This is a genomic window from Psychrobacter sp. HD31 (assembly GCF_051097895.1).
Classification (GTDB): Bacteria; Pseudomonadota; Gammaproteobacteria; order Pseudomonadales; family Moraxellaceae; genus Psychrobacter.
The window spans coordinates 1,928,452-1,951,365 of record NZ_CP142525.1; the positions used below are offsets into that span (position 1 = coordinate 1,928,452).

General features: G+C 39.6%; 20 protein-coding genes. 13 read left to right on the plus strand and 7 right to left on the minus strand.

Annotation, left to right across the window (positions count from 1 at the left end):
- Positions 1 to 31 precede the first annotated feature (31 nt).
- The 5 genes from dapA (at position 32) to VH441_RS08640 (ending at position 3,293) form a co-directional block, all read left to right on the plus strand.
- Positions 32 to 937, plus strand: a complete 906-nt coding sequence (dapA, locus tag VH441_RS08620) for a 4-hydroxy-tetrahydrodipicolinate synthase (protein WP_434353238.1) — start codon at positions 32 to 34, stop codon at positions 935 to 937.
- A gap of 28 nt (positions 938 to 965) precedes the next feature.
- Complete coding sequence (locus VH441_RS08625; RefSeq protein WP_434353239.1) at positions 966 to 1,232, plus strand: hypothetical protein; 267 nt, start codon at positions 966 to 968, stop codon at positions 1,230 to 1,232.
- Positions 1,233 to 1,282: 50 nt separating this feature from the next.
- On the plus strand, positions 1,283 to 1,996 hold the full coding sequence (gene purC / locus VH441_RS08630; RefSeq protein ID WP_434353240.1) for a phosphoribosylaminoimidazolesuccinocarboxamide synthase: 714 nt from the start codon (positions 1,283 to 1,285) through the stop codon (positions 1,994 to 1,996).
- Positions 1,997 to 2,066: 70 nt separating this feature from the next.
- A complete protein-coding gene (locus VH441_RS08635) occupies positions 2,067 to 2,381 on the plus strand; it encodes an NGG1p interacting factor NIF3 (RefSeq protein ID WP_434353241.1) in 315 nt (104 codons plus the stop codon).
- 96 nt (positions 2,382 to 2,477) lie between these two features.
- The gene (locus tag VH441_RS08640; RefSeq protein WP_434353242.1) at positions 2,478 to 3,293 is read left to right on the plus strand and encodes an alpha/beta fold hydrolase; all 816 of its coding nucleotides are present in this window, start codon (positions 2,478 to 2,480) and stop codon (positions 3,291 to 3,293) included.
- Positions 3,294 to 3,365: 72 nt separating this feature from the next.
- Here the strand turns inward: VH441_RS08640 and VH441_RS08645 are convergent, their stop codons facing one another.
- The gene (locus VH441_RS08645; RefSeq protein ID WP_434353243.1) at positions 3,366 to 5,027 is read right to left on the minus strand and encodes an electron transfer flavoprotein-ubiquinone oxidoreductase; all 1,662 of its coding nucleotides are present in this window, start codon (positions 5,025 to 5,027) and stop codon (positions 3,366 to 3,368) included.
- 334 nt (positions 5,028 to 5,361) lie between these two features.
- Here VH441_RS08645 and murI point away from each other — a divergent pair, with 334 nt between their 5' ends.
- Positions 5,362 to 6,240 (plus strand): glutamate racemase, encoded by an 879-nt coding sequence (murI, locus tag VH441_RS08650; RefSeq protein ID WP_434353244.1) that lies wholly within the window; start codon positions 5,362 to 5,364, stop codon positions 6,238 to 6,240.
- A 22-nt stretch (positions 6,241 to 6,262) separates the two neighbouring features.
- Positions 6,263 to 6,586, plus strand: a complete 324-nt coding sequence (locus VH441_RS08655; protein ID WP_434353245.1) for a hypothetical protein — start codon at positions 6,263 to 6,265, stop codon at positions 6,584 to 6,586.
- A gap of 205 nt (positions 6,587 to 6,791) precedes the next feature.
- On the opposite strand, the gene VH441_RS08660 is transcribed toward VH441_RS08655, so the two are convergent.
- On the minus strand, positions 6,792 to 8,114 hold the full coding sequence (locus tag VH441_RS08660; protein ID WP_434353246.1) for a lytic murein transglycosylase: 1,323 nt from the start codon (positions 8,112 to 8,114) through the stop codon (positions 6,792 to 6,794).
- 528 nt (positions 8,115 to 8,642) lie between these two features.
- On the opposite strand from VH441_RS08660, the gene VH441_RS08665 reads away from it, so the two are divergent.
- Both VH441_RS08665 and nfsB read left to right on the plus strand, forming a co-directional pair.
- Positions 8,643 to 9,053 (plus strand): DoxX family membrane protein, encoded by a 411-nt coding sequence (locus VH441_RS08665; RefSeq protein ID WP_434353247.1) that lies wholly within the window; start codon positions 8,643 to 8,645, stop codon positions 9,051 to 9,053.
- 508 nt (positions 9,054 to 9,561) lie between these two features.
- Complete coding sequence (gene nfsB, locus VH441_RS08670; RefSeq protein ID WP_434353248.1) at positions 9,562 to 10,215, plus strand: oxygen-insensitive NAD(P)H nitroreductase; 654 nt, start codon at positions 9,562 to 9,564, stop codon at positions 10,213 to 10,215.
- Between the two features lie 22 nt (positions 10,216 to 10,237).
- On the opposite strand, the gene VH441_RS08675 is transcribed toward nfsB, so the two are convergent.
- Positions 10,238 to 11,632: a PLP-dependent aminotransferase family protein gene (locus VH441_RS08675; RefSeq protein WP_434353249.1), complete on the minus strand. Its 1,395-nt coding sequence runs from the start codon at positions 11,630 to 11,632 to the stop codon at positions 10,238 to 10,240.
- 354 nt (positions 11,633 to 11,986) lie between these two features.
- On the opposite strand from VH441_RS08675, the gene VH441_RS08680 reads away from it, so the two are divergent.
- The 3 genes from VH441_RS08680 (at position 11,987) to VH441_RS08690 (ending at position 15,607) form a co-directional block, all read left to right on the plus strand.
- Positions 11,987 to 12,841, plus strand: coding sequence for an EamA family transporter (locus VH441_RS08680; RefSeq protein ID WP_434353250.1), 855 nt, complete (start codon positions 11,987 to 11,989; stop codon positions 12,839 to 12,841).
- Positions 12,842 to 13,043: 202 nt separating this feature from the next.
- Positions 13,044 to 14,375, plus strand: coding sequence for a DUF711 family protein (locus VH441_RS08685; RefSeq protein ID WP_434353251.1), 1,332 nt, complete (start codon positions 13,044 to 13,046; stop codon positions 14,373 to 14,375).
- Positions 14,376 to 14,914: 539 nt separating this feature from the next.
- Positions 14,915 to 15,607 carry an aspartate/glutamate racemase family protein gene (locus VH441_RS08690; protein WP_434353252.1) on the plus strand — a complete coding sequence of 231 codons (693 nt, stop codon included), beginning with the start codon at positions 14,915 to 14,917 and terminating at the stop codon, positions 15,605 to 15,607.
- A gap of 77 nt (positions 15,608 to 15,684) precedes the next feature.
- Here VH441_RS08690 and dapC read toward each other — a convergent pair whose 3' ends face one another.
- The 4 genes from dapC to map form a co-directional block, all read right to left on the minus strand.
- Complete coding sequence (dapC, locus tag VH441_RS08695; protein WP_434353253.1) at positions 15,685 to 16,896, minus strand: succinyldiaminopimelate transaminase; 1,212 nt, start codon at positions 16,894 to 16,896, stop codon at positions 15,685 to 15,687.
- Between the two features lie 150 nt (positions 16,897 to 17,046).
- Complete coding sequence (locus tag VH441_RS08700) at positions 17,047 to 18,507, minus strand: DASS family sodium-coupled anion symporter (protein ID WP_434353254.1); 1,461 nt, start codon at positions 18,505 to 18,507, stop codon at positions 17,047 to 17,049.
- A gap of 397 nt (positions 18,508 to 18,904) precedes the next feature.
- Entirely contained in the window at positions 18,905 to 21,604 is a 2,700-nt protein-coding gene (gene glnD / locus VH441_RS08705) for a [protein-PII] uridylyltransferase (RefSeq protein WP_434353255.1), read from the minus strand.
- 186 nt (positions 21,605 to 21,790) lie between these two features.
- Positions 21,791 to 22,582, minus strand: coding sequence for a type I methionyl aminopeptidase (gene map / locus VH441_RS08710; RefSeq protein ID WP_434353256.1), 792 nt, complete (start codon positions 22,580 to 22,582; stop codon positions 21,791 to 21,793).
- A 156-nt stretch (positions 22,583 to 22,738) separates the two neighbouring features.
- On the opposite strand from map, the gene VH441_RS08715 reads away from it, so the two are divergent.
- On the plus strand, positions 22,739 to 22,864 hold the full coding sequence (locus tag VH441_RS08715; protein ID WP_434353257.1) for a hypothetical protein: 126 nt from the start codon (positions 22,739 to 22,741) through the stop codon (positions 22,862 to 22,864).
- The last annotated feature ends 50 nt before the right edge of the window (positions 22,865 to 22,914 follow it).

Genomic DNA, 22,914 nt, shown 5'->3' on the forward strand with positions numbered 1-22,914 from the left:
GCAAACAAAATAAAGTAAGTAAGGCGAATGTATGACCAATTCATATGATGAAATTAAAACCCAGCTTCAAGGCTCTATGGTAGCGTTGGTAACACCGATGAAACCCAATGGAGATGTTGACTATGATAAGTTGGGAGATCTTATTGATTGGCAAATAGAGCAAGGCACACATTGTTTGGTTGCGGTTGGCACAACGGGCGAGTCTGCTACATTGCCAGTGCAAGAACATGGCGATGTGATTCGCTTTTTCGTCAAACAAGTTAATGGTCGTGTGCCAGTTGTCGCCGGTACAGGTGCAAATAGTACTCAAGAGGCGATTGCACTAACTAAAATGGCACAAGAGTCTGGTGCAGACTGTGCATTGCTTGTGGCGCCTTATTACAACAAGCCAACACAAGAAGGCATTTATCAACATTACAAGGCAATTGCAGAGGCGGTGGATATCCCACAGATGTTGTACAATGTACCAGGGCGTACTGTTGTAGATATTGCACAAGAAACAGTAGAACGACTGGCAGATATTGATAATATTGTTGCGATTAAAGATGCAACAGGCTCGCTTGAACGTGGCGCAAAATTAATTGAAGCTGTGGGTGACCGTATGGTGGTGTTATCTGGCGATGACCCAACTGCGTTAGAGCTAATGAAAGTTGGCGGTAAAGGCAATATTTCTGTTACGGCAAATGTTGCACCAAAAGTTATGAGCCAAGTGTTTGAATTGGCATTAAAAGGTGAGTTTGACCAAGCTGAAAAAATCCATGAGCAAGTTAAACATTTACATAAAGATTTATTTATTGAATCAAGCCCAAGCCCTACTAAATATGCCTTGTATAAAATGGGCAAAGTAGATACGGGCATTCGCTTACCTTTGGTTTGGTTGTCCGAACAAAATCAACCAGTGATTGATGCTGCCATTAGTAAAGCTGGTTTGGTTTAATTAAGATTAAAAATAAAAGAGATTGGTAATGAAAACACTTAAAATAATGACAACCGTTGTGGTAACCGCAAGCTTGTTATCAGGTTGCCAAATGATACGAGATTGGACAGGCAAGCGAGATAACGGCAGCCTAGACTACCAAAAAAGCGAGTTGTTAGCACCAATAAAACTACCTGCTGAGCAAAAAACTCAGGGGTTTGTGCATTTGTACCCTGCAATAGAGATGGGCAAAAGCAACCTAGATACAACAAATAAAACAGGAACTCAGTATGAGTTGCCTGCACCACAGCGTTAGTAGTACACACAAATTACGAAACAACCATCATTTTTTAAAAGGCATTAACCATGCAAAAGCAACAGCTTCTATACAAAGGCAAAGCAAAATCAGTATATGAAACCGACAACGCAGATTATCTTATTCTGCATTTTCGTGACGATACTTCTGCATTTAATGGTGAACGTGTTGAGCAATTGGCACGTAAAGGTCAGGTAAATAACAAATTCAATGCTTACATTATGCAAAAGCTGAGTGAGGCAGGTGTAGAAACCCACTTTGAAGAGCAATTAAGCCATAATGAAGTTTTGGTTAAGCGTATGGATATGATCCCTGTGGAATGTGTCGTACGTAACTATGCAGCAGGTAGTTTGGTGCGCCGATTGGGACTAGAAGAAGGCGAAAAACTAACCCCACCAACGTATGAGCTGTTTTATAAAGATGATGCGTTAGGCGATCCTATGGTCAATGAGTCTCAATCAGTAACTTTTGGCTGGGCAACTCAGGCGCAGCTTGATGAAATGCGTCGTTTAACTACTCAGGTAAATGATGTACTGAGCGAGATGTTTGATAGCGCTGGTATGATTTTAGTTGACTTTAAGCTTGAGTTTGGCGTGTTTAAAGACCGCATTGTATTAGGTGATGAGTTTTCGCCAGATGGTTGCCGAATTTGGGACAAAGAAACCAAAAAGAAATTGGATAAAGACCGTTTCCGCCAATCACTTGGTGATGTAATCGAAGCGTATGAGGAAGTTGCTAACCGTTTAGGCATTCCGTTAGACTAAGTTAACATGTTGATGTTTGATAACCGAATTTCTGTATGGAAATTCGGTTTTTTTATAAGGAGCATATACTGTGTATAAATTAACAACTTTTATCCCAGATGAAAATATAGAAGCGGTAAAAAAAGCACTATTTGATGCAGGCGCAGGTAAAATTGGCAATTATAGTCATTGTTGTTGGCAAGTGCTGGGGCAGGGGCAGTTTCAACCATTAGCTGGCAGTAACCCGCATATCGGCAGCCAAAATAGCATTGAACAAGTAGCAGAATGGCGGGTGGAGTTTGTGGTGGCGGATGACATTTGCATCCATAGCGTGGTGCAAGCGTTAAAGGATAGTCATCCGTACGAAACGCCAGCTTATGACGTGGTGAAGGTTGAAAGTTTTTAGGATAAGCTTTAGCTTTGATGGTTTGTGTTATGATAATTCTGGTGGTACACCAATAAATAAGGATTTTTATACAAAAACAATGAGGGAGATAGCAATATGCCAATGATACAAATTAATGATGCCAATATCTATTATGAAGACAGTGCCCCGAACGACAATCATAAACCTGTAATTGTGTTTGCCCATGGCTTGTTGTGGAGTACCAAGCTGTATGCTAAGCAGGTAGCCTACTTTAAAGAAAACTATCGTTGTATCTGCTTTGACTTCCGTGGTCAAGGGCAATCGGAGGTCACGGATAGTGGTTATGATATGGATACATTAGCCAGCGATGCCATTGCCCTTATTGATAAACTTAATATAAAAAAATGCCACTTTGTGGGTTTGTCTATGGGTGGTTTTGTTGGGCAGCGTGTTGCTATTAAGCATCCCGAGCGATTAAATAGTCTAATTTTATTAGAGACCTCTGCTGATCCAGAAGCACCAGAGAACGCAAAAAAATATAACAAATTGATTATGGCGATTCAATGGTTAGGGGTGAAAATGGTGAGTAAAAAAATTATGCCAATTATGTTCGGGCAAACTTTTTTGGCAGATAAATCCCGCAAAGCAGAATACAAAAAATGGAAAGCAAATTTAGAAGCAAATAACAAAAAAGGTATTGTTAAAGCAACCCGAGGTGTCATTGACAGACAAGGGGTTTATGAACAAATAAGTGAGATTACAACACCCACACTTGTGATGGTCGGATACGAAGATGTGGCAACCCCTTATCAAAAAGCTGAGCGTATTCATTTTGCAATTGAGGGGTCAAAATTGGTGGTTATTGATAGAGCAGGGCATACGTCTACAATTGAAGAGCCATTGCAAGTCAATCAAGCAATTGAGCAATTTTTGCAGGCGCTAGCAAAATAAAAAGTTTAAGCGAATGTAAGCAATAAAAAAGACCAGTTGCAGTAACTGGTCTTTTCTTGTTATAAAATGCGACTACATGTTAGGGTAGTTAGGGCCACCGCCACCTTCTGGCGTTACCCAAGTAATATTTTGGGCAGGGTCTTTAATATCACAAGTTTTACAATGTACACAGTTTTGCGAGTTAATGACAAACTCATCGCCATTTTCTGTTTGTGTAATTTCATAAACACCAGCAGGACAGAATAGCTGAGCAGGCTCACCGTATTTAGGTAAGTTTTGCTTAACAGGGATGCTCGCATCTGCCAATTTTAGATGGCAAGGCTGATCCTCTGCATGGTTGGTGTTAGAGATAAATACCGATGATAGTTTATCAAAAGTTAGTTTGCCATCAGGCTTAGGATAATCTGGCTTTTTAGCAGCACTGGCATCTTTTAGCTGAGCAAAGTCTAATGAGGTATCATGCAAGGTAATTGGCATTTTACCTTTTAAGATGTTTTGCTCAATAAATACAAAGGCACCACCAATCCACTGACCATAGTTGTGCATGGCTGGTACAAAGTTACGCGCTTTGTAGTTATCTTCATGCAACCAAGAGTTTTCAAATAACTCAGTATACTCGGTTACTTCGTCGTTTTCTCTACCCTCTTGCACTGCTTTAAACACGGCTTCGGCAGCTAACATGCCCGACTTCATGCAAGTGTGCGTACCCTTGATTTTAGCAGGGTTTAAGAAGCCTGCATCATCGCCTACTAACACACCGCCATTAAAGGTTAATTTTGGTAATGAGTTTAAGCCACCTTTTGCCAAAGCACGAGCACCGTAAGAAATACGCTTACCACCTTCTAAAATATTTTTTAGAATTGGGTGAGTCTTAAGACGCTGTGTTTCATCAAATGGAGACATGTAAGGGTTTTTGTATGATAAATCGGTTACCAAACCAAAGCTTACTTGGTTGTTTTCATCATGGTACATCCACCAACCACCCGTTGCGCCAGTTTCAGTTAATGGCCAACCAGCACCATGCATTACCAAGCCTTCTTGGTGTTTTGCTGGGTCAATTTCCCAAAGTTCTTTGATGCCAATTGCATAGTGTTGTGGATCACTGTCTTTATCTAGTTCAAACTTATTGATAAGTTGTTTACCTAAATGACCACGGCAGCCTTCGGCAAAAATAGTGTACTTAGCTAATAACTCATAACCAGGTTCAAAACTTGATTTTGCTTCGCCTTTTGCATCTACACCCATATCGCCAGTTAAAATGCCTTTAACAGCACCCGCTTCGTTATATAAAACTTCTGATGCTGCAAAACCTGGGAACATCATCACTTCAAGTTCTTCGGCTTGTTCGGCCAACCAGCGCACAACATTACCTAATGATACAATGTAGTTGCCTTCATTGTGCATAGGTGCTGGCACAACAATATCAGGGAACTTAGTGCCTTTGGTAGGTGAGGTTAGGTTGTAAACTTGGTCTTCTTTAACTGCAACACGAACGGGTGCGTCTTTTTCTTTCCAGTCTGGGATAAGCTCATTTAAAGCTCTTGGTTCCATTACTGCACCAGATAAAGTGTGCGCGCCAAATTCTGAGCCTTTTTCTACCACACATACCATAAACTCATCGTTACCGGCTTCAATGGCAAGTTGACGTAGTTTAATAGCCGCTGATAAACCAGATGGTCCACCACCAACAATAACAACGTCGAACTCCATCTGTTCACGTTCAATGTTTTCCATAAAAACTCCTTAAAGACTTGCATGTAGGTGGCGTGCTATATGTAAAAGCTCGGCTGCCTTACAATGCTTTTAGTATTAATTCTATAAACTTTTATTACTGGGCTATATATAACAGGGCTTATATATACCAACCTAGCGTTGTGGAATAGTATAAGATAAATTTAACTAAAACTCGACCATTGTATATGTACTGACCTGTCAAATTTTTGTCTTAATGTTTTTTGAACTAATATTCTGATAAGTTTTATAACAACAAAAGCTAAAATTTTGGCTATAATGATGTAATAAATACATTTGTTGATAGGCTAATTAGCCAACAGATTAATAATAACTTATGAGCATGAAAACAACTTTGATAACAACAAATACGGATGTTGTGGCAAATGCGCCAATAGGACTGTTTGACTCAGGTGTTGGTGGACTATCGGTATTTAGGCATTTACAACAGGTGCTACCGCATGAAGGCTATTTGTACTATGCAGATACGTTAAATGTGCCGTATGGTAACCGTGATAATAATGAAATTAGTGCTTTAACACTGAATGCGGTTGACTGGTTAATTGAACAAAAATGCAAATTGGTTGTTATTGCTTGTAACAGTGCCTCTGCACATGGGTTAGAGCTGGCACGCAATAAGTACCCTAACACGCCAATTGTTGGGTTAGTCCCTGCATTAAAACCAGCCGTACAATTTAGTAAAACCAAAAAAGTTGCGGTACTTGCAACAGGGGCAACGCTTAATGGTGATTTATTAAACAATGTAATTGATGACGTGGCAAGCCCTAACCAAGTAATGGTTGTAAAATGGTTTGAGCCAAATTTAGTGCCTTGGGTTGAAGCCGGCATGCCCCAAACAAGTGACACCGCTAAATTATTAAAAAAACAATTACACCAGTTTTATAACCAAGGCGTAGACCAGCTTGTATTAGGTTGCACGCACTATCCATTTTTTCGTGATTTTTTAATGGCAGAAGTAAATAAACACCATATGGATATGGATGTCATTGATTCTGGACGTGCCATTGCAAACAGGGTAAAAGATTTGTTGTTAAAACAAAATCTACTCATTGAGATGAAACAAACTGATGAGACAACCTGCCAGCAAATGTGGCAAAAAAAGGCGCAACTTCATGTTGGTTCTTTATCTTTTTATGCCAGTTTGTATGATGATAACCTCAAACAAGTGGTAACAAGGTTGTTAAGCCAAACCTAACAAAAATTGCTATAGAGGTATTATGAAAAAAAGCAAATGCATTAAAAACACATTAGCCCTCAACCTAATTGCGTTAGTTGTTGTGGGCTGTGGACAATCAGAAAAACCAGTTGATAAACCGGTTGAAAACAGTAATCAACAAAATGGAGAAGTAACGATGACAAACCCAAAAAATAAAGCGTTAGTTGAAGAGATTACAGATTTAGAAGACACCATGCATGAGGCAGATCAATATAAAACGCTGGAAGAAAAAATAGCGGATATGAAACGCCGTGGCATTGACCCTAACGAAACTTATGCCGATTGGGGAGATGAAGACGACGACTGGGATAATGCAGATAAATAATTTTTTAGTTGCGTTAAACACATGGATTGTGTCAAAAATAAAGCTAGTGCCAAACCCAGTGCCATAGGTTTACCACGGGTTAGTTACTGCAATATCAAGTGCGTGTTTTAAACCATGGCAAAGTTTACCCGCTTTAAATGCGGGATGGTAAAAACCACGCTCAATTGAACGTGGTTTTTTACTTAAGCGGTTTTAGTAGGCTAAATTACCAACCATCTCTTTGCTCAATAATTTGTGAAATACCATCTGGTTGGTTTTGTGGGGTTGGCATACTAGGCTGATAGCCGTGATTTAAAGGCGTAGTGTTTATAATCTGGTTATAAAACTTTTGCCCCGCACGTCCATTGGCTGGAAATATACCATGCTGTTGCTGGTAGTCTTGAATAGCACCACGAGTGGCATCTCCAATAATGCCATCAACTGCACCAATATCATACCCAGCATCTAGCAATGCTTGTTGAATTTCTCGTGCTTGTCGACGACCAATACCTGGATCATCCGTTGGCCAAGGTGTTTTGAAACCAATGTTAATGGCATCTTCTTTTTCTATTAAATGCGATAGTTGAGCAATACCAAGGGCATAGTTTTCTGATGCATTGTAAGAATAAAAAGTATCAAAGTTTTTACCAACTAAAAATGCTGGTCCCTTGCTACCTGCTGGCAATAATAAGCCAGCTGAAGTTAAATTGTAGGGTAGTGGACTTCCGTCTGGCAATGTTAAACCTTGGTTACGCCAATGGCTTATTGGTTTTTTATTTCGGCGGTTGCTTGTTGCCCAATAACCTTCTGGTAGTTTTACCTCATAGCCCCAAGGCTCACCACTGCGATAACCCCGTTTGGCTAAAAAGTTAGCAGTTGATGCCAATGCGTCTGGCACACTATTAACTAAGTCTTTACGACCATCGCCATTAAAATCGACTGCAAGCTCTAAAAAGGTGCTTGGCATAAACTGTGTTTGCCCAAAAGCGCCAGCCCATGAGCCCGTCATATCATGTGCATAAATATCGCCATTTTGTACAATTTTTAATGCGTTGGCATACTCACCACGAAAGTAAGACTGACGGCGGTCAAAACAAGATAGTGTTGCTAATGAACTAAATAGGTCTTTTTTACCAAGTGTTTGCCCAAAGTTAGACTCAACTCCCCAAACGCCAAGTACATCCTCGGCTTTTACACCATAACGTGCTTCAATACGGCGCAAAGTATCCGCCCATTGGTATTTTGCTGCGATGCCATCTTGTACACGCTCTTCATCTACCAAGGCAGAAACATAATCCCAAACATCTTTTTGAAACTCGGGTTGATAGTTGAGTGACTGAATAACACTTGGGTCTGGCTTACTTGGGCGGTACTGCTCAAATGTGCTAGATGATACGCCTTTAAATTTGCTGGTAGACTTTAAATTGGTTAAACATTGTTGAAACTGAGAGTTTGAAAGATAAGGCGCTTCTGGCTTAGCGGCATGTGCCAGTGTGCTGGCGGTAACCATAGCCAAAGTAGAAGAAGCAATAAGAGTGAAAAAACGCATGGTAAGCCTTTAATTTTTATTAATTGTGTTTAATGCTACCTGAATGTTTATAAAAATTAAAGGCAAAAAGTGAGGCTGGTTACACAATCAAACATCTTGGTATGGTTTGCTTGATTTGTAGAGGTTTTTAGAATTTTTAAATGTTAGCTGTTTTTATGGCGATGTTGGTTTGTATTTTGAATAAACTTTTTATTTTGCATACAAAATACTTGCTTTTATTTGCGTGTTGGAATAACATACTTTGCATACAAAATAGGTCGTATTATTCAACCATCAACTTAAAACATGAACTTAAAACAATAATCTGAATACTCAATAAAAAGACACTCATTTAAATGCCACTCGTGGCAATATCAACATGGTACTCATTGTGAGTGTGTCATCGTTTATCTAGATTATTATAAAAGTGATAAGACAAATTAAAATATACGTTTGAAATTCCCTCTAACTCCTCCTTGAACAAGGGGGAGAATTTTTTTGATATATTTTTTTGTTTACTTGCTAATGTTACAAACACAAGGAAATAAAATGAAACACTTGATTAATAACACCATGAATGCAATCACACCTATGGCTATTATGGTGGGGCGTGCATTGCTAGGGCTGTATTTTGTGCTGCCTGGCATACTAAAGTTTGTGGCTTGGGATATGCATGTCGCACTGATGGAACAACATGGTATGGTATTTATTCCATTCTTTTTAGCATCAGCCGCAATTATTCAAATTATTGCAGGGTTAGGCATCATTTTTAATCGTTACACTGCTATTTTTTCATTGATTTTGGCAGGCTTGGTTATTGTTATCAACATAAACCTGCATGATTTTTGGAACGTGGCAACAGAGCAACAAAATTTTGTGAAAAACATGGCAATCTTTGCAGGTTTATTGGTGCTTGCTGGCTTTAGTTGGAAAGAAAAAAATAAAGCGTTATCTTCATAAAGTAATACAAAAGTTAGCGTAGCGTGGGTTACATTTTACTAAACGCACGCTACAGCTAGCTTTATATTTATTCTTTTATCATCTTAATCACATTGTCCAATTGTTCTGCACCTTCCTAGCCAAGCTACTTTGCCAAATTGAGTCTAAAATTTTATTTATCAAATGCATTAGTTCATTTATTTTTGTCAGCCGACAAACCATCTGTACTATTAGCTTTTTCATGGTTAAAAAACGCATGGTAATCCTTTAGTTTTTATTCATTGGGATTACTGTTACTTGAATGGTTATAAAAATTAAAAGTAAAAAGTGAGGCTGGTTACATATTCAAACATCTGCTAAAAAAAGTGTGAGATGTGCTTTTTTATTAACCTTAACCCTAACCTTGAGTTTGACTATGGTTATCTTAATGGTTGTGGTAGAGTAAACGAGACCTAAATAGCCAAATACTTTTATCTATTCAGTGGCATTTAAAAATCTAATAATCACAAAACGTGACTAGGGAGAGGTGATGAATATTATAGATGTTGCAAAAAATCGATACAGCACTAAATCTTATAACCCAAACAAAAAAATCTCGCCAGAAGACTTTGCCAAAATTAAGGAGCTGATTCGGCTTAGCCCCTCTAGCTTAAACTTACAGCCTTGGCAGTTTATAATTGCCGATAACGAAGTCGCTAAAGAACGAGTGCTTAAAGGGTTCCCTGCTAGGTATGCCTTTAATGCAGAAAAAATAAAAGCGGCCTCGCATGTGGTGATTTACTGTGGTAAAACCAGCATTGATGATGCGCATGTTTGCAATATTGCGAATGCAGAAGAACAAGATGGTCGATTTAATTTGGCGGACGATAAAAGTCTTCGTCAGGGGCACATTCAGCGTTTTGTCGAGCACCACAGAAATGAACTAAAGGACGAGCGTGAATGGAATACCAACCAGTTGTATTTAAACATTGGTATGGTGCTGCTTGGTGTGGCTGCAATGGGTATTGATGCCACCGCAATGGAAGGGGTAGACTGTGGCGCATTAAATAAAGAGTTTGATTTGGCAAAGCAAGGCTATCAAGCCGTGGCGGTAATGGCGTTTGGTTACCGAGCGGATGATGACTTTAATGCCAAATTACCAAAATCACGTTTGCCAACCGAGCAAATTTTTGTCAATGCATAAGTGTGTAGTTGAAGTGCCTGTGCTAGCAACATACATTTTCAATATAAGCTCTTAACCACTCTAAAAACTCATCACTGGTGCGTGTGACATTTAATCGGATATGATGTTTAAAACGCCCTGTGGGTGAAAACAAATGTCCTGGAGCAACCAACCATTGTTCTTTATGAGCTTGTAAGGCAAGTTCTGCGGTATCGATTATGCCCTCATTACTCAAATCAAGCCACATAAATAGACAAGGGTTGCTGTCTGTTGGCGGAGTGAAGCCATGTTTTTTAAGACGTTTAAGTAAGGTATGATGTGCTTTTGCCAATCGAGACTGTATGTTTTTTTCATGTTTGGCAAAGGCAGGGTCTTGCCAAATGTAAGTAATGGTTCGTTCTGTCATCTCTGGGCAAGTCATATTACTCAGCATTTTTTGGCGTAAGACCGCTTGCAAATGCTGTTCAGGGCAAACCGTCAAGGCAATCCGCCAATTACCACCAAGCACTTTTGACACCCCATTTAGATAAAACACCCGTTTAAAACCATCTAAGGTGGCATAGCGCACCATGGTTTTGTCTGGATTAAAGGCACTATACACATCATCTTCCACCACATAACAATCATACTTTTCCATCAATTGCAGTACGGCAAATACACTGGTCGGTGTGATGTTGTAAGAGGTTGGGTTGTGTAATGTGGTATTGGTAATATAAAGCTTGGGTTGATAATGCTGAAGAATGGCTTCTAGTTGTTCTAAATCTAGGCCATCAGCAGTGCGAGTAACGCCAACCACATTCATCCCTAAGTTTTGCAAACTACCAATAATCCAAAACCACGTTGGGTCATCGACGACAACCGTATCACCCACCTGACACATGGCTTGAACAATGGTCACAATACCTGCAGACACTCCTGTGGTGGTAATCATCATTGAGGGATGTGCCGAGATACCCATATCGTCGAGCTGACGAGCAAACTGCTCACGCAATCCATGATAGCCTTGCAAATGCCCATATTCATAGACATAGTCTAGCTCATTGATGACTTTGCGACTGGCGGAGAGCATGTGTTTTTTGGGCATCAGCCAATCAGGAGGCAACAAACCACTGCCCGAAGCACGTGTGCGAGGTAAGTCATTAAACAAATGAGTGAGTAGCCAACCCGTATCTAACACATTATTGGTCATCGCTGGCAGGGCAACCGCATGGGTCTTTTGCATCTCCTTGGGTTCACGCACATAATAGCCTGCCCCTTGACGGGCATAGATATAACCTTGGGCAACAAGGGTGTCATAGGCTTGGCTAACGGTATAAGGAGATACGCCAAGCTTGTTTGCCATATCTCGTACCGAGGGTATGCGTGTGTTGGGGTGATAAACCTGCCATTGGATTTTTTCAATGATGTGAGTTTGGACGAGCTGTGTTTTGGTGGTCATTTAATAATCCCAGTTAGTGAGCTTTTTTTAGCTTTATCAGGTGTTCATCATAAGTTTGAATATACACTAATCTAGACTTTATAAGATTTAAAAAAATATAGTTCTAAAGTTTGCTAACTAAGTTTGTATTCTTTTATGTTAAATCTGTTTTCTATTTTTAAATAGGCAAGCATAGTTCTTATGCACTTTCTATGAGTCAAATAGACAATAAAGTGCAAAGCTAGCAAGAAAACTGTACTGAAAAAATAACCGCAACAGTTTATAAAAAATAGTCCTTAACTGTATCGGTACTGTTTTAGTCTACCATGCTATTTTAGCTACTCAAAATATTCATATACGACTTGAGAAACTCCCATGCCACTCAAACATACTCTTCTTGCCATTCTCGTCACCATTATTTGGGGCGTGAATTTTACCTTTATTAAATGGGGGCTTGAGAGTTTTGACCCCATCATGCTGACGGCAATGCGGTTTATTTTCACAGCAATACCGCTGATATTTTTTGTTAAACGACCTAAATTTAATCTGGTATTTATGACCTATGCGGTGGGTACATTTGCCATTCAATATGGATTGTTGTTTTATGCTATGCAACTGGGTGCGTCCGCAGGGTTGTCTGCATTGATATTGCAAATACAAGTGTTTATCACCTTATTTTTAGCGTATCTGTTATTAGGAGAAAGTATTAACCGCTGGCAGATAATTGGACTAATAATAGCGGTGCTTGGTCTTGGTTTGATTGGTATCAATGTTGGTGGAGATATGCCATTGCTCGGATTTATCTGTATCTTAATGTCAGCAACTGGCTGGAGCTTTGGTAACATTGCTTCAAAAAAATTAATGGGAAGTTCACCTCTGTCTTTAGTGGCCTGGGGTGGTCTGATTGTGGCGGTGTTGATGTCTATTCTGTCATGGTTCTTAGAGCCAAATACTTGGACAGTAAGCACATTTAGCGAGGCAAGCATCAAATCTTGGTTGTCTTTAAGCTTTATTGTGTATGTTTCAACGTTAATGGGATTTGTGATGTGGACATTTTTACTACAAAACAACAGTGCTTCTAAAGTGATGCCATTTGCACTGCTTGTGCCTATTATTGGTATGTTTGCTTCGGTTGTTTTAACTGGTGAAACCATGACATGGTGGAAAGTAGTTGCCATGGTACTGATTATGTTGGGTTTGGGGGTAAGTAGGAAGCCTGTTACTGACTAATTTTTATACAGATGGGAACACAATATCCGATTTTGCTGACCTTCATCAGTCCTATTCATCCACGCTCATACCATGCTCATGTGGATAAATTGGGTCTACAAGTGATTAAAAACTTTACCTTTAATGATAATAACTATTATGAGCTGGGGTATGATACGAGTGTGTCTATTTTTCAGTTAGGCATAAAATAAGGAATAGAGTAATGAACAATATTATCAATGCAGAAAGCTATAAAAATCAGAAACTATGCCGAGTGCGAGCCGTTACTGCCTTTATCACCTTACCGAAAGACAGTAACCTTTGGTACGATATTCTAGCCGAAGGAAAACGCCAATGTGATACCCTTGCTATCGCCTTACAACAAGCAGGTTATCATGTGCAAAGCCTACGCCTTGTGACCAATCCATTTGGAGAGTACCTCAACACAAGCGACATTAACACTGCTAAAAAAAGTTTGGCACAGATTACCCAACATCTTGACGAACTGAACAAAAATAATGAGTTGCGTATCCGTTTTGCAATTGGCGAGGCATGTACCGCTCATGAGATTGCCTTACTACCCGAGCTTATCAAAGATTATGGCGATTTGTGTAATGCTTGTGTCAACGTGCCGATGAATGAGCATGGGTTTTTACAACATGAGTTGATTGAGCAGTCGGTGCAAGCTATCCAACAGATTGCGGATATCACGCCCAATGGCGAGGGCAATTTTAACTTTACCGTCAATTTTAATTGCGATAGCTATATTCCCTATTTTCCTGCCAGTTATCATCGCCCAAAACAAGCAAACGACAAGGCTAATGTAGATAAGGCAGTCGTGGTGGGCTTAGAAACGCCTGATTTATTGGTTGATGTGTTGCAGTCAGTATCCCCTCTAACTCTCCCTTATCAAGGGGAGGTCTGTGAAAACCAAACATCTAACAACGTTGATAACTGTGCTGATAACCACGCTGAATTTATGCAACAGGCATACACCGCTATGCACACAGCCTTGCAATATCATGTGGATAAAGTGGTTGGCGTGATTGACAATACCTCTCTTGAGCAAGGCTGGCAGTTTATTGGCATGGATACCTCCGCCGCACCGTCCAAGGATTGTGCTAGTATGGTTGAGGTGTATCAACTGCTGGGTGTACCCTATTTTGGGGCAAGTGGTACGGTTGAAGCTTCGGCATTATTAACCAAGGTGTTTAAGTCGGTAAACAATGTTCAGCAGGTTGGTTTTTCTGGGTTGATGTTGGCGGTTACCGAGGATACAGGACTTGCCAAAGCGACAATCAATCAGCAGTTTGACATCAAAGACTTGCTGACTTATAGCAGTGTCTGTGGCATTGGATTAGATACGGTGCCGATTGAGGGCGACACCCCAAGTGAAAAAATCTGTGCCATCATTCGAGACACTGGCACCATGGCGTTTAGGCTTAATAAACCGCTAACGGTACGACTGTTTCCTGTACCGAAGCTAACCGCAGGCGAGATGACCAGCTTTGACAGTGATGATTTGTGTAATTGTGCTGTGTTGGTGGTACCTTAGCCTTAATGGGAGGTAATTCTCAAGCCTTTTTTTGCACTGCTTGTGCCTATTATTGGTATGTTTGTTTCGATTGTTTTAACTGGCAAAGCCATAACATGGTAGAAGGTAGTTGCCATGGTTCTGATCATGTTGGGTTTAGTGGTGAGTAGGAAGCCTGTAAAGATATAAAAAAGCCCATTTATAGTTAAAGAACTATGTCAAATAGCAAAAAATTGCTCAAACATATCTCCTCCTAAATTGTACTCCTATAACTACCAATACAGTTTGTTAATATGGCCTAAGAGTGTATCGGGATTATCAATGGTTTTTTGGCTATGATATAACTCACTTATTAGAAGCCAATATGCTGTAAACCTGAGATTGAAAATCTGAAAAGATGCTCACACCAATCACTATTTAATGTACTGAGTCAGAATAGTGCTGAGTTTTATCTACTAAGGGCAAAAAGCATGCGTGTTTTTAAATTTGGTAATTAAATCACAAGAATTTTACGAGTTAATAGGGCATATGTTTGTTGCCTTAATATAATAGGAATAACCATGAAAACGATAGGTATTTTAGGTGGTATGAGCTATGAATCAACCGCTAACTATTACACGCTCATCAATAAAAAAGTCAATGAACGACTTGGCAAAAATCACTCAGCAAAACTGCTGATTGCCAGTGTCGATTTTGAAGAAGTGGTTCAGCAACAAAAATCTGGCGATTGGCAAGCGTCTAGCAATCTGCTTGCTCAACAGGCAAAAAATCTGCAATCATCAGGTGCTGAAGCGGTGTTATTATCTACTAATACCATGCACAAGGTGGCGGATGGTATACAAAATGCCATTGATGTTCCCTTTTTACACATTGTTGACTGTATGGCAGATGAATTACTGGCAAATGGTATCGAAACCGTTGGTTTGTTAGGTACAGCATTTACCATGCAAGATGGTTTTTATCACCAAGTGCTGGAAAACCGAGGAATCAAAGTGGTTACGCCAGATTTAGAGATTCAGCCAGAAATTCATCGTATTATTTTTGATGAGCTGTGTCATGGTACAGTGTTAGACACTTCTTGTGACGTTTATATCCAAGCCATTGAGCAACTAAAAGACAACCAAGCTCAAGCCGTGATTTTAGGCTGTACAGAAATCGGTTTAATGATTCACCAAGATAACAGTCCGTTGCCTGTGTTTGATAGCACCCTTGTGCATGTAGAAAAAGCAGTTGAGTGGATTTTAGGTGAGTAGGTAATACGCTGATAAAAAAAGCATAAGCTTGGTAAATTTAAGCTTATGCTTTTGGGTATTTATCCGCTAAAAAATGGTTATGCTAATAGCGTTTTAATCCGTTTAATGGCTTCTTGGCTTTCTTCTACACTGGCTACTAAAGCAAGACGAACATAGCCTTTACCAGGGTTGTATCCATTAACCTCTCGTGATAAATACCGCCCAGCTAGTGCGTAGATATTTACCTTTTCTAATAATTCTTTGACGAAGTGTTCATCATCATTATTAAATTTATCGGGTACTTTTACCCAAAAATAAAAACTGGCATCTGGGTGGCGTAGCTCTAATAAGTCGCCAAGTTCTTGCATCCATAAAGCAAATTTTTCGCGATACAGTACACGGTTGGCCTCGACATGCTCTTCATCTTGCCATGCTTTAATAGAGGCATATTGATGATGAATTGGCATAGCACAACCTTGGTAGGTGCGGTATTGCAGGTAAGGTTTTAGTAAGTTTGCATCACCGGCAATAAAACCAGAGCGTAAACCTGGTAAGTTAGAGCGCTTAGACAATGAGTGAAAAACCACGCAATTTTTATAATCATTTCTTTCTAACTTTGCACATACTTCTAGTAAGCCAACAGGTGGGGCATCAAAATACAGCTCGCTATAGCATTCATCACTGGCGATGATAAAGTTGTATTTGTCTGACAATGCTATCAGTTCTTTCCAATCGTTTTCTGATAGCACTGAGCCTGTCGGGTTGTTTGGGCTGCATACAAATAGCAGTTGTGTTCGCTCCCAAATCTCTGCAGGTACTTGGTGATAGTCTGCTTTAAAGTTGTTTTCTGGCGTACAAGGCACATAATAGGGCTCGGCTTCTGCCAAAATTGCTGCGCCTTCGTATATTTGATAAAACGGATTTGGCATGACAATAACCGGCTTTTGGTTTGGTGTGTCGTCAGTGCATGTTGTATCAATACAAGCTTGTACAAAGCTAAAAATGGCTTCGCGTGTGCCCATAACAGGGATAACTTCTGATGTTGGGTTAATATCATTTAAGTTAAAACGCTGTTTTAGCCAATCGGCAATCGTTTGTGATAACTCGGGTATGCCACCAGTTGTTGGGTAGTTTTGAACTTTGCCTGCATGAGCAATGAGTTCATCTAATACAAATTGTGGTGGCAAATGTTTGGGTTCACCAATGCCAAGTTTAATTGGCGCATAATCACTGGCGGGGGTTATATCAGCCAGTAAGGTTGCCATTTTAGAAAATGGATAAGGATGAAGGAGATTAAGGTTTGAGTTCATGGCTATCCTCAAAAAAGCGTCAGTCAGAATTTGTGTAAAATTTCAGCTAGTTTATCAGAAATTGCTTTGATAAAGAAAAATAAAAAGACGGCTTACCAATAGCAGCCGTCTTTTAAAATGAGTTAGTAAAGTTTTATGGTTCAAAGGGAGTTAATAATGACCCAAAAACTTCCACCAAACGAGACCAGCGCTAATCCATACGACTAGGTTAACAACGCTCATGATAAAACCAACACGCCACCATTCACCCAGTGATGCATACCCTGAGTTAAATATTACAGGCGCAGTGCCGGTTGCATAATGGGTTAGGGTCATCATAATATTGCCAGCTGCTGCCATAATCAATGCAAATAACATTGGCGGTGCGCCAAGGCTTAAACCAACGGTATAAAATGCAGCAAACATGGCGGTGATGTGTGCGGTGGTACTGGCAAAAAAGTAATGCACATACATATACACCAAGGTCAAAATAACCATTGCCATGGTTGTGCTAACACCCGTAGCAGCAATAGCTGCCTGAATATTGCCAGAAAACCACTCAATAAGCCCAAGTTTATTTAAAAAGCCTGCCATCATAATTAATGCAGAAAACCAAACGATGGTATCCCATGCAGAACGTTCTTTAAGAATGTCTTCCCAACTTAGAACACCTGTAATAAGTAAAGCAGATAAGCCGATTAATGCGGTGGTTGCAGAGTGCAATTTTAAAGCACTAATGCCTGTTAACATCTCTGGAATGTTTGCCCAAAAAAGCAACATTAAGGTAAAAATTGCCAGCATGATTTTTTCATTTTTAGAGATTCGCCCCATTTTTTTTAGATTATTGGTAGCAAAGGTTTTTGCATCTGGGGTTTCTTTAATTTCTGGTTTTGCCAGCAGATAGATAACCAAAGGCATTAGTAAAATACATAGCATACCTGGGATAAACATGGAGACAGCCCATGTTGTCCAAGACAGTTGGATTTCACTACCTGTTGCTTTATTGATTAAATCTACAACCAACGGGTTAGGTGCGGTTGCGGTAATAAACATCCCAGAAGTGATGGGGTTTGAATGATAATTAACCAAAGCGAGGTATTTACCAATTTTGCTTTGTGTGCCATTTTCTGGTGTTGAGTCAAAGTTATGGGCAATTGACTTCATAATTGGGTGGATGATACCACCACCACGTGCGGTGTTTGATGGCGTAATTGGTGCAATCATTAACTCAGAGATGGCAAGTGAGTACCCAATCCCCAAGCTTTTTTTGCCAAATAGTGCAATAAAATAATAGGCAATGCGGTTACCTAATCCAGTTTTTATCAAACCACGAGAAATCATGATGGCAATACCAATTAACCAAATCAAAGGACTCGAAAAGCTAGAAAGTACGTCGGTTATGGCACCTTTTGGGCTGTCGTTAGTGACACCAGTCACAGCAACTAAAGTCATAGCGATGATGGCAATTGCCCCAATTGGTAAAGCTTTGCCAATAATGGCCGCAATGGTGGCAATAAAGATGGCAAGCAGATGCCATGCATTTGGGTCAACGCCCACAGGTACAGGGATAATAAACCAAATGAGTAAACCGATAATCATGGATATAATTGTTGGGATAAGCTTAAACGGCATATTAACCTCCTATTTATTAATATTGAGTGTTATTGATAGGGTAATAGTTGTAAGTATCTGGTTAAGGGTTAAATAGTATTAATATCAGCTGAGTTATTATTTTGGCTGGTTAATTAGTTGACGATTAATAAGATACCTAAGCTATCTTTGCTATATTTTTGTTATCTTTTTTGGTTTTTAATGATTTTTATTTTTGGTTTTATTATAGAACTGTGGCAGGGATAGTCAACTGTTAAAAGTACAATGAGACGGGAAAAATTATACAATTGTTTAACAAGGACAATGTGAGGTGTTTTGTATTTATTTTAGCTGTTTTGTCAACAGCCAATGTGATGGCACTGCTTATGAACAGACCATCAACAAAGGCAATGTAATACAAAGGGCAACTAATTTATGGTTAGTCCGTATCTAACGCATCAATTAAAGCAGATTTTAGCAACTGTAATTTGTCATTGCTTAATTCCATATCATTTTTATCACTAATATAAAAAGTGTCTTCTGCCTTTTCTCCAAGCGTAGTAATACGGGCAGAATGGACTTCAATACCTTGCTCTAAAAAGATTTGACCAACTTGGGCTAACAAGCTTGGTCTATCAAGTGTGATTAGGCTCATCATATGTTGGTTTTGTAAGGCGTTTTCATCAAAACGAACTTTGGTTGGTACGCTAAAGTTTTTTAACCTTCTTGGTATTCTTTTTTGGCTAAATTTTGGTTTGGTTGGGCTTTTAAACGCGGTTATGAGTCGGTTTTTAAGTTCATCTTGGCGTTCTGGGTCTGTTAGGAGCGTACCTTGGCGGTCTAAAATGATATAGGAATCCAAGGCAAAATCACGTGTACCAGTAATGATGCGTGCATCTAAAACATCAAAATCCATTTGGTCAAAAACCGCCATAGTAACTGCAAATAGGTTTTCTTGGTCTTGTGTATAAACAAAAACCTGTACGGCATCTAATGCAATGTCTCTGTGCTCACGTAATGAAACGAGTGGTTCACTGTCTTTATCGGATGCTTTACCAATTGGTGGGTGGTTAAGGATTTCTTGAGTATGCCATAAAATATCTTCAGGGATTTCTCGCAAAAAGTATTCATCGCCCAGCTCATCCCAAAGGGTGATGACTTCTTGCTGATTCATTTTAGAATTTTGTTTTATCATCAACTGAGTGGCTTTTTCTCGGTTGACTGTAATCATGTCGTCACGGTTTGTTGGGGTGTCGATGTCGGCTTTTAGCATACGGCGAGTGTAGGTATAAAGCTGTTTCATCAAGCTGGCTCGCCAACTGTTCCAAATTTGTGAGTTGGTGGCATTCATGTCGGCAACGGTAAGCACATAAAGGTGGTTTAAGTGGGTCACATTGCCAATAATCTCGGCAAATTCACTCACCACCTCTGGGTCTGAGATGTCTTTTTTCTGTGCCGTGCTGGACATTAACAAATGTTGACGAGTTAACCAGCCCACAAGGTTTGCATCTGCTTCATTCATGCCATGATGTAAGCAAAACTCAATGGCTTCAACTTCGCCCAGTTTACTGTGGTCGCCGCCTCTACCTTTGGCAATATCGTGGAAAATAGCTGCCAATACTAAAATATCTTTACGGTCAATACGTTGGTATATGCTATTAACTAAGTCATAATCGCTTTGATATTTGTCATCGGTAAATCGATGCAATATCCTAACCACAAACAAGGTGTGGGCATCAACGGTATAACGATGAAACAAATCAAATTGCATGAGTCCTGTAACACGCCCAAACTCTGGTATGTAATGACCCAGTACGCCATAGCGTTTCATGGTGCGTAGTCGGTGATACAAATAGTTTTGTTCTTTAATATTGTCTAAAAAAAGTTGTTTGTTTTTTGGGTTATCTCGGTAGGCTTGCCCAATACCACGAGCCGCAATTTTTAATGCACGTAAGGTACGGGTACGTACGTTTTTAATACCATGTTGCCCCATCAGTAAAAACATTTGTAATATGGCATCTGGGTGTTGTGCAAAAACACGGTGATGCGCAATGGCAATTTGATTACCAATTTGGTTAAATAAAGCGTTTAGTGGCATTTTTTTAGGTTTTTTATCGTCACTCAAGTTGGGCTCTATCACCAGCTCATAGTAGTGTGCGGTCAGCATTTCTGATAACGTCGAGATGTGCATTGCACAGCGATAGTAATCGCGCATAAAGTTTTCGATAGCAGCATTACCATGAGAGTCATGAATTTCTGGCGTGTCTTCATATCCCATTAACTTGGCGATTTCGCGTTGATAGTCAAACAAGAGTTTGTTTTCATTACGACCATTTAAAGTATGTAAATGATGGCGGATTGTCCATAAAAAGTCTTCAGACTGTTGCAGCTCATCAAACTCTCTTTCTGTTAAAAAGTCTTGTTGTACTAAATCATATAGTTTGCTTACTCTAAAATAGCGTTTACTTACCCAGCCAATAACATGGATGTCTCTGAGCCCACCAGGTGCATTTTTAATGTCTGGTTCTAGGTTATACTCGGTAGAGTTATTTTGTAGATAGCGTTGTTTGGCTTCTGCCATTTTGGCATTATAAAAATCAACTTGTGACCACGTTTTTTCTAGGATATTTTTAGGGGCAAATTTTAGGGCTTCATTACCAACCAAATAACGTGCTTCTAAGATGGTTGAGGCAATGGTGTGATCGCCTTTAGTTACCTGGATAGACTCTTCAATCGTTCGTACGGCAAGGGCTGGTTCAATCCCGATGTCCCAAAGTTTGGCAACAAACTGATTGAGTTGCTCGCCTACTTTTTCATCAATGGTGCCTGGTGATAAAAGTAAAATATCAACATCAGAGTGTAGCGATAACTCACCACGTCCATAACCACCGGTGGCAAATAACGTTAGGTCGGTTTCATCAAGTTGATAAAGATTAAATAGTGCAATGAGTAACTCATCAATGGCGGTGGCTCTTGCTGTAACCAGTTGGCGGATACTGATGCCTTTACTTAGTGCGTGGTCAATTTCTTGGTTAACCTGTGTTAACCATGCGGGCACACCTAAATTTGCTTGAGTTTGTTGGCTTAAATCTGGCAGTGGTGTGATTTGTAAGGTGTTTACTGTGTAGTTATTAAACATAAAATATTCTTATTTAGGTTGTAATAATAAACTAAAGTTATCAAAAATAGTTAATCTACAGTGTAGCAGAAAAATTAGTTAAATCTAAGAGTTAGTCATTTATCAATGAACGACCAAAAAAGCTGGCAAAATTTTTAGGTACAAAAAAACCACCTAATTAAGGTGGTTTTTGTCAGCCTAGCAAGGCTAGGTATTTAAAAAGCTTAAGTCTTCTTCTGGACGCGTGGTAAATACCTCACAACCGTTATCGGTCACCATTAGGGTATGTTCCCATTGGGCAGATAATTTACGGTCCTTGGTAATGGCTGTCCATTTATCAGGCATAATTTTAGTTTTCCATGTACCTTGGTTAATCATAGGTTCGATGGTAAATGTCATACCAGATTTTAGCTGCATACCCGTGCCAGCTCTGCCATAGTGCATTACTTGTGGTTCATGATGGAACTCATTGCTAATACCGTGTCCACAAAATTCACGAACAATACCAAAACGCTCTGGCTCAACCACTTTTTGGATAGCCGCACCAATGTCGCCTAAATAAGCACCATCTTTTACAACACTCATACCTGCATATAACGCCTTTTGAGCAACATCGCAAATGCGTTTTGCCATAATCGAGCCTTCACCAATAATCCACATTTTTGAAGTATCGCCATAATAGCCGTCTTTAATGACCGTTACATCAATGTTAATGATATCGCCATCTTTTAAGATTTTGTCATCACTTGGGATACCGTGGCAAACCACATGGTTAACTGAGGTACAAATAGATTTTGGAAAACCATTGTAGTTGAGTGGTGCGGGGATAGCGCCCTGAACATTGACAATATAGTCATGCGCAAGTTTATCTAATGCTTCTGTTGTAATGCCTGCTTTAACGTGTTCATCCAGCATTAATAATACGTCTGCGGCAAGCTTGCCTGCAACACGCATTTTTTCTATAGCATCAGGTGCCAAAATTAGATTTTTTGTTGTCATAAATACACCAAAATTTATTTATAAATTAGTTTTGTTTGATGGGTGGCATTGTAGCATATTTTGGGGTGTTAAACATTGGTAACACTAAGATTTTTATGATAGAATATGCGTTCCGTTTTTTAGACGTGATTTTTTAGTAAAAAAGCTAATATAGTTATGACTAAAACGGAGGTTGATATGGTGTTAAACGGTATCAACGTATTTTTAACTTTAAACAATGACACACACATTATGCTTAAGGCGTACTGGGTGTTTGATGGCTTGATTAATTTGGTTTTATAAGCAAATGCGTGCCATTAAATCGGTACTTCTTATAATGTGGAGGCATAACC